Consider the following 6,677-nt stretch of genomic DNA (forward strand, 5'->3'; position numbering starts at 1 on the left):
TCTCGTTTTCTGGGTGTGGGGGCGGCGCGCGCGCCCAGGCGGGGGGAATTTTGCACAGGGGCCTGCCGGCCGCGGCGGGGCCCCCAACGCCCGCGATGAACCTGATCGAAGACGGAAGAAGAACCGTTTGCTGGGCAAGGTATGATGGCCGCTCCCCCACGATCATTCACATCATGTGAACGATTGCGACTGTTCTCCTCTCCCCCAAGGACCTCTAGTTCGCATGCGCATCCTGCTTGCCCGCCACGGCGAAACCCCCTGGAATGCCGAAGGCCGTTACCAGGGCCAGATCGATATCCCGTTGTCGCCGATCGGCGAAGCCCAGGCCCAGGCCCTGGGTGAACGCCTGAAGTCGGTGGACATCACCCGTGCCGTCGCCTCGCCGCTGTCGCGCGCGCAGCGCACCGCGCAGCTGGCCCTCGGTGCCGACCGCGCCGACATGCTGCTGACCGAGCCGGAGCTGCAGGAAATCGCCCACGGTGAGTGGGAAGGCCTGCTGGCCAGCGAAATCAACGAAAAAGACCCGTCGCGCCTGCAGGCCTGGCGCGACGAGCCCGATACGGTGCTGATGCCCGGTGGCGAATCGCTGCGGCTGGTGCTGGACCGCAGCTGGCGCGGCCTGGCCCGCGCCGCCGAAGGGCTGGGCGAGCACGACACGCTGCTGGTGGTGGCCCACGACGCGGTCAACCGGGTGATCCTGTGCCGGATCCTGGGCCTGCCGTTGTCGCGCCTGTGGACCTTCCGCCAGGCGCCGACCACGCTCAACCTGCTCGAAGGCGCCGACCTGGACAGCCTGGAAGTAGTGCGCCTGAACGACTGCGCGCATCACACGCCGTTCTTTGGCGAGGCCAAGCACCGCGCGCTGTGATTCCACCCCGTTTTCGTTTTCCGTTCCACGACCACCACGATCTATCGCCATGACGACCGCCCGCCCGCATTCCCTCGCCGAATGGCTCAGCTACATCGAGCAGCAGCACCCGGCCACCATCGACATGGGGCTGGAGCGCGTACGTGCGGTGGCCACCGCCATGGGCCTGGGCCAGCCGGCGCCGCACACCATCGTGGTGGGCGGCACCAACGGCAAGGGCTCCACGGTGGCCTTCATCGAGGCCATCGCGCGGGCGGCGGGCTGGAAGGTGGGCGCGTACACCTCGCCGCACCTGCTGCAGTACAACGAGCGCGTGCGCATCGACGGTGAGGACGCCCCCGACGCGGCGCTCATCGCCGCCTTCAATGCCATCGAAGACGCGCGCGGCAGCACCACGCTGACCTACTTCGAGTACGGCACGCTGGCCGCGTTGCACCTGTTCGCGCAGGCCGGGCTCGACCTGGCCGTGCTGGAAGTGGGGCTGGGCGGGCGCCTGGATGCGGTCAACATCGTCGATGCCGACGTCGCGGTGATCACCACCGTGGACATCGACCATGCCGACTGGCTGGGCGAGGATCGCGAGGCGATCGGCGTGGAAAAGGCCGGCATCATCCGCGGCTGGAAGCCGGTGATCCTGGGCGAGACCGATCCGCCGTCCAGCGTGCTGGCGCGCGCCTACCTGCTGGGCGCCAACGCGATCCGCGGTGGCAGCGATTTCTTCGCCGATGCCATCGACGGCCAGCACTGGTCCTGGCGTGACGTGGGCTTCCGCATCGAACTGCCGATGCCGGCGCTGCGCGGCCCGATCCAGCTGCGCAATGCCGCCTCGGCGATTGCCGCCCTGCGCGCGCTGGACAAGCCACTGCCGCGTGCGGCCATCGTCGAGGGCGTGGCCCAGGCCCGCATCCGCGGCCGCCTGCAGGCGTTCGAGCGCAATGGCGTGGAGGTGCTGGTCGATGTCGGCCACAACCCGCAGGCCGCGCGTGAGCTGGCTGCTGCGTTGAAGGCCGCGCCGATCACCGGGCGTACCGTGGCCGTGTTCGCCGCGCTGCAGGACAAGGACGCCGAAGGCGTGGTCGAGGCGCTGGCCGACCGCGTCGATGGCTGGCACCTGGCCGGGCTGGAAGGTGCGCGCGCACAGAGCGCGGCGGCCCTGCAGGCACGCCTGGCCGGCACCGCCGCCGCCGGTGCGTCCCCCCATGCCGATGTGGCCACGGCACTGCAGCAGGCCCTGTCCGTAGCCAAGGCCGGCGACCGCGTGCTGGTGTTTGGTTCCTTCCATACCGCCGCGCAGGCCTTGCTGTGGCTGGAAAACGCCTGCTGAGGCGGGCAGCAAGCGACAACGTTCAGCCGTCTTCGACGCCGCACACGCGTGCGCCCGTATAATCGCCGTGGCATTCCGCCGCGCCGCCCTGCCTGCCTTCCGTGGATACTCCTCTGAAACAGCGACTGATTGGTGCCATCGTCCTGGTGGCGTTGGCCGTGATTTTCCTGCCCATGCTGGTCAAGGGGCCTGCCCCTGACAGTGGCGTGGCCAACGTGCCGATCACCGCGCCGGACGCGCCGGCCGATGGCCAGTTCCAGACCCGTGAACTGCCGCTGGTCGCGCCGACCGGTGGCGCCACCGGCCTGCAGAGCGGGGTCTCCAGCACCCAGCCGCTGCAGCAGGACGCAGCCGCACCGGCCGAGCCGGCGGCCGCCGATACCTCGCCGGCGGTGGCCGCGGGCAACTATGCGGTCAGCTTTGGCGCCTATGGCAGCCAGGCCGACGCCAACGCGGTGATCGCGTTCCTGAAGAAGGCCCAGCTGCCGGGCTTCAGCGAACCTGCCACGATCAACGGCCGCCAGGCCTGGCGCGTGCGCGTGGGGCCGTATGCCGATCGCGCGCAGGCCGAAGCGGCGCGCCTGGAAGCGGTCAAGGTGCGTAACGACGTCAAGGCCGAAGTGGTGACCCTGGACGCGCGCGCCGATACCGCCGTGGCTGCTGCTCCGGCACCCACTCCGGCCGCCACGACGGCACCGGCCGCATCCAGCGCCGCTGCCGCGCCGGCCGCCGCTACGGTGAAGACCGAAACGCTGCCGCCCGAACCGGTGGCGGCGGCCAAGCCGGCACCGAAGCCGGAAGCACCCAAGCCGGAGCCGAAGCCGGCCGCAGCCAAGCCCGAACCCGCCACCGCGGCCGCCAAGCCCGTGGCCGTGCCGACCGCCCCGGCGGCCAGCAGCGTCGGCTTCGCCGTGCAGCTGGGCGCGTTCGGCCAGGCGACCGAAGCCAACGCCCTGCGCGACAAGGTGCGCGCGGCTGGCTTCAGTGCGTTCGTGGAGCAGGTACGTACCGACAAGGGCACGCTCAACCGCGTGCGCGTCGGTCCCGTCGCCAACCGTGCAGAGGCGGAGAACCTCAAGGCCCAGGTTGCGTCGAAGGTCGGCGTGGCCGGCATGGTCCGGCCGCATCCCTGATGCGGCCCCCCGCACATGATTGATTTCGTGCTGCTGGCGGTGATCGGCATCTCGACCCTGCTCGGGGTGATGCGCGGTTTCGTCAGCATCGTCATCAGCACGTTCTCGTGGCTGCTGGGCGGCTGGGCCGCGCTGATGTTCGGGCGCAGCGCCGCCGCGTGGTGGTCCGCCCCGGCCGCGCCGGGCACCGGCCACTATTTCGCCGGCTACCTCACCGTGTTCCTGCTGGTGATGGTCTCGGTCTGGGCGATCGGCCTGGTGATCCGCCAGGCGGTGCGCTCGACCAGCCTGAACGGCGCCGACCGCATGTTGGGTGCCGGCCTGGGCCTGGCCCGGGGCGGCCTGATCGCCTGCGCGCTGCTGCTGCTGGGCTCGTACACCCCGCTGACCCGGGAAGCGACCTGGCGCGACTCGCACCTGCGCGCGATGCTCGACCCCGGGGTGGGCTGGATGCAGGCCAAGATGCCGCGCATGCCCGAGCTGCCGCAGATGCCCAACCTGAAGGACATGCAGGGCCTGCAGGGGATGCCGATGGCGCTGCCGGAGGTGAACATGGCGCAACTGCCCATCGGAGAGTTGGGCAAGCCGGGCGCGACAGGCGATAATGGCGTCCTTGGCCAGTTGCTGGGTGGGCGCGGATGGCCGCGACCGCTGGATGAGACCCCGCAGCAGGCGGTGGACCCCGCCGATGTGTGGGCCAACCAGGCACGGCCAGTCTCCCCCCAGAACATCGACCCGGCGCTCGTGCGCCCGGACGACACCGCTCCGGCACGGAGCGGTTCCCCCGGCCAGGCACGGCCACCTTCACAGTAGATGGGCCCAGCCCAGCGGAGATTCGCACCATGTGTGGCATCGTCGGTATTGTCGGCAACCAGAACGTCGCCGGGCAGTTGTATGACGGCCTGACCGTCCTCCAGCATCGTGGCCAGGACGCGGCGGGCATCGCCACCGCGGATGGCACCCGGCTGCGCGTGCAGAAGGCCAACGGCCTGGTGCGTGATGTGTTCGACGCCAAGACCATGTCCACCCTGGAAGGCCGCGTCGGTATCGCCCATGTGCGGTACCCGACCGCAGGTTCCGAAGGCATGGACGAGGCGCAGCCGTTCTACGTCAATTCGCCGTACGGCATCGCGCTGGCCCACAATGGCAACCTGATCAACACCGAGGCGCTGCGCCAGCAGGTGTTCGAGCAGGACCGCCGCAACGTCAACACCGATTCGGACAGCGAAGTGCTGTTGAACGTGTTCGCGTTCGAACTGGACGCGCAGCGCCAGCTGACCCCGGAAGCGGCGATCCGCGCCGTGGCCGGCGTGCACCGCCGCTGCAAGGGCGGCTACGCGGTGATCAGCGTGGTGCTGGGCCTGGGCCTGGTGGCCTTCCGCGACCCGCACGGGATCCGCCCGCTGGTGCTGGGCAAGCGCGCCCACGCCGAAGGTGATGAGTACATCGTGGCCTCGGAATCGTCGGCGCTGGACGTGCTGGGCTTCCAGCGCGTGCGCGATGTGCGCCCGGGCGAGGCGCTGGTGATCACCGCGCGTGGCGAGCTGTTCTCGGAAGTGTGTGCCGAGCCGGCCGAGCACAGCCCGTGCATCTTCGAGTACGTGTATTTCGCACGCCCCGATTCGATGATCGACAACGTGTCGGTGCACAAGGCGCGCATGCGCATGGGCATCAAGCTGGGCGAGAAGATCCTGCGCCTGCGCCCGGACCACGACATCGACACGATCATCCCGATCCCGGATACCTCGCGCGATGCGGCGCTGGAAATCTCGAACGTGCTCGGGGTGAAGTACCGCGAAGGCTTCATCAAGAACCGTTACATCGGCCGCACCTTCATCATGCCGGGGCAGGGTGAGCGGGTGAAGTCGGTGCGCCGCAAGCTCAACCCGATCCACCTGGAGTTCCGCAACCGGGTGGTGCTGCTGGTGGACGATTCGATCGTGCGCGGCACCACCAGCCAGCAGATCGTGCAGATGGCGCGCGACGCCGGTGCACGCAAGGTGTACCTGGCCAGCGCGGCACCGCCGGTGCGCTATCCGAACATCTACGGCATCGACATGCCGGCGGCCGAGGAGCTGGTGGCGCACAACCGCAGCGTGGAAGAAATCGAGGCGCACCTGGGCTGCGACTGGTTGATCTACCAGGACATCGAGGACATGGAAGCGGCGGTGCGCGAGGGCAACCCGGAGCTGAAGTCGTTCGATTCGTCGTGCTTCAACGGTGTGTACCCGACGGGTATCGAGCCGGGCTATTTCGAGCGCATCCAGCAGTTGCGTTCGGACGATGCCAAGCACAAGCGCCGCGCCTGAGGCCTGGCGGTGAGCGCGACGTTGCCGCGGGACGAGGCGGCCGGTGACCTGCTGCGCGCGGCGCAGCAGTGCATGGCCGAGGCGGACCCGCTGCGCAAGGTGGCGCTGACGCAGCAGTACGCGGCGCAGTTCCGCGCGGGGCTGTTGAAGGTGCGCGCGGATGCGCCGCCGCCGGAGCCTATCCGCATGCCGGGGCGGCCGCCGCAGCTGCAGCTGGTGCACCCGCGTGAGGTGCCGCGGCGGGGGTTGGGCAATGCGGAGGGGCGGGCGGCGTTCATCCATGCGATTGCGCATATCGAGCTCAATGCCATCGATCTGGCGTGGGATGCGGTGTATCGCTTCCGCGGGCTGCCAGGATCGTTCCATGCGGACTGGGTGGGGGTGGCCGATGATGAGTCGCGCCACTTCCTGTTGTTGCATGGGCGGTTGCAGGCGCACGGGCACGATTACGGCGATTTCGCGGCGCACAACGGGCTGTGGGAGATGTGCGAGAAGACGGCGCACGATGGCCTGTCGCGGATGGCGCTGGTGCCGCGCGTGCTGGAGGCGCGTGGGCTGGATGTCACGCCGGGGATGATCACCAAGCTGCGTTCGGCCAACGACCATGCTACTGCCGATGTGCTGGAGATCATCCTGCGCGAGGAAGTGGCGCATGTGGCTGCGGGGACGCGCTGGTACCGCTGGTATTGCGAACGTGCCGGTGTGGAGCCTCGGGCGCGCTTCATCGCGCTGTTGAAGGAATATGCCAACGGGTTTCTGTATGGCCCGTTCAATCTCGAGGCGCGGCTGTTGGCTGGGTTCGAGCAGGACGAGCTGGCGGACCTGATCGAGCAGGCAGGGCGTACTGGTCCCGCATCGCAATCGGCGCGATAACCGTGCCGTTGTGCCGGGCGTCGCCCGGCTTCATGCATTCTGGCGAACAGCCTGTTGTCATCGGTTCCCTGGTTTGGCGGGTCGGTGCGGGTTTGCGGGGGACGCCGTAAACCCATCCATGGGGGCTTGGTCGCGGCATCCATGCCGCTCACACCCCCGCAAACCCGCCC

The 6,677-nt window shown here is 69.1% G+C and carries 6 protein-coding genes; all 6 read left to right on the forward strand.

Annotated features, from left to right (window positions below):
• Positions 1 to 223 precede the first annotated feature (223 nt).
• Positions 224 to 868 (forward strand): histidine phosphatase family protein, encoded by a 645-nt coding sequence (locus tag QMX79_RS19355; RefSeq protein WP_282248221.1) that lies wholly within the window; start codon positions 224 to 226, stop codon positions 866 to 868.
• Between the two features lie 49 nt (positions 869 to 917).
• A complete protein-coding gene (gene folC, locus QMX79_RS19360; protein ID WP_282248222.1) occupies positions 918 to 2,192 on the forward strand; it encodes a bifunctional tetrahydrofolate synthase/dihydrofolate synthase in 1,275 nt (424 codons plus the stop codon).
• 101 nt (positions 2,193 to 2,293) lie between these two features.
• Complete coding sequence (locus tag QMX79_RS19365) at positions 2,294 to 3,325, forward strand: SPOR domain-containing protein (RefSeq protein WP_282248223.1); 1,032 nt, start codon at positions 2,294 to 2,296, stop codon at positions 3,323 to 3,325.
• Positions 3,326 to 3,340: 15 nt separating this feature from the next.
• The gene (locus QMX79_RS19370) at positions 3,341 to 4,138 is read left to right on the forward strand and encodes a CvpA family protein (protein WP_282248224.1); all 798 of its coding nucleotides are present in this window, start codon (positions 3,341 to 3,343) and stop codon (positions 4,136 to 4,138) included.
• A gap of 29 nt (positions 4,139 to 4,167) precedes the next feature.
• Positions 4,168 to 5,634, forward strand: coding sequence for an amidophosphoribosyltransferase (gene purF, locus QMX79_RS19375; RefSeq protein WP_068849542.1), 1,467 nt, complete (start codon positions 4,168 to 4,170; stop codon positions 5,632 to 5,634).
• Between the two features lie 72 nt (positions 5,635 to 5,706).
• Positions 5,707 to 6,507, forward strand: coding sequence for a ferritin-like domain-containing protein (locus QMX79_RS19380; protein ID WP_282248225.1), 801 nt, complete (start codon positions 5,707 to 5,709; stop codon positions 6,505 to 6,507).
• Positions 6,508 to 6,677 lie beyond the last annotated feature (170 nt).

Source organism: Stenotrophomonas sp. PS02300 (assembly GCF_029959395.1).
Classification (GTDB): Bacteria; Pseudomonadota; Gammaproteobacteria; order Xanthomonadales; family Xanthomonadaceae; genus Stenotrophomonas; species Stenotrophomonas maltophilia_AD.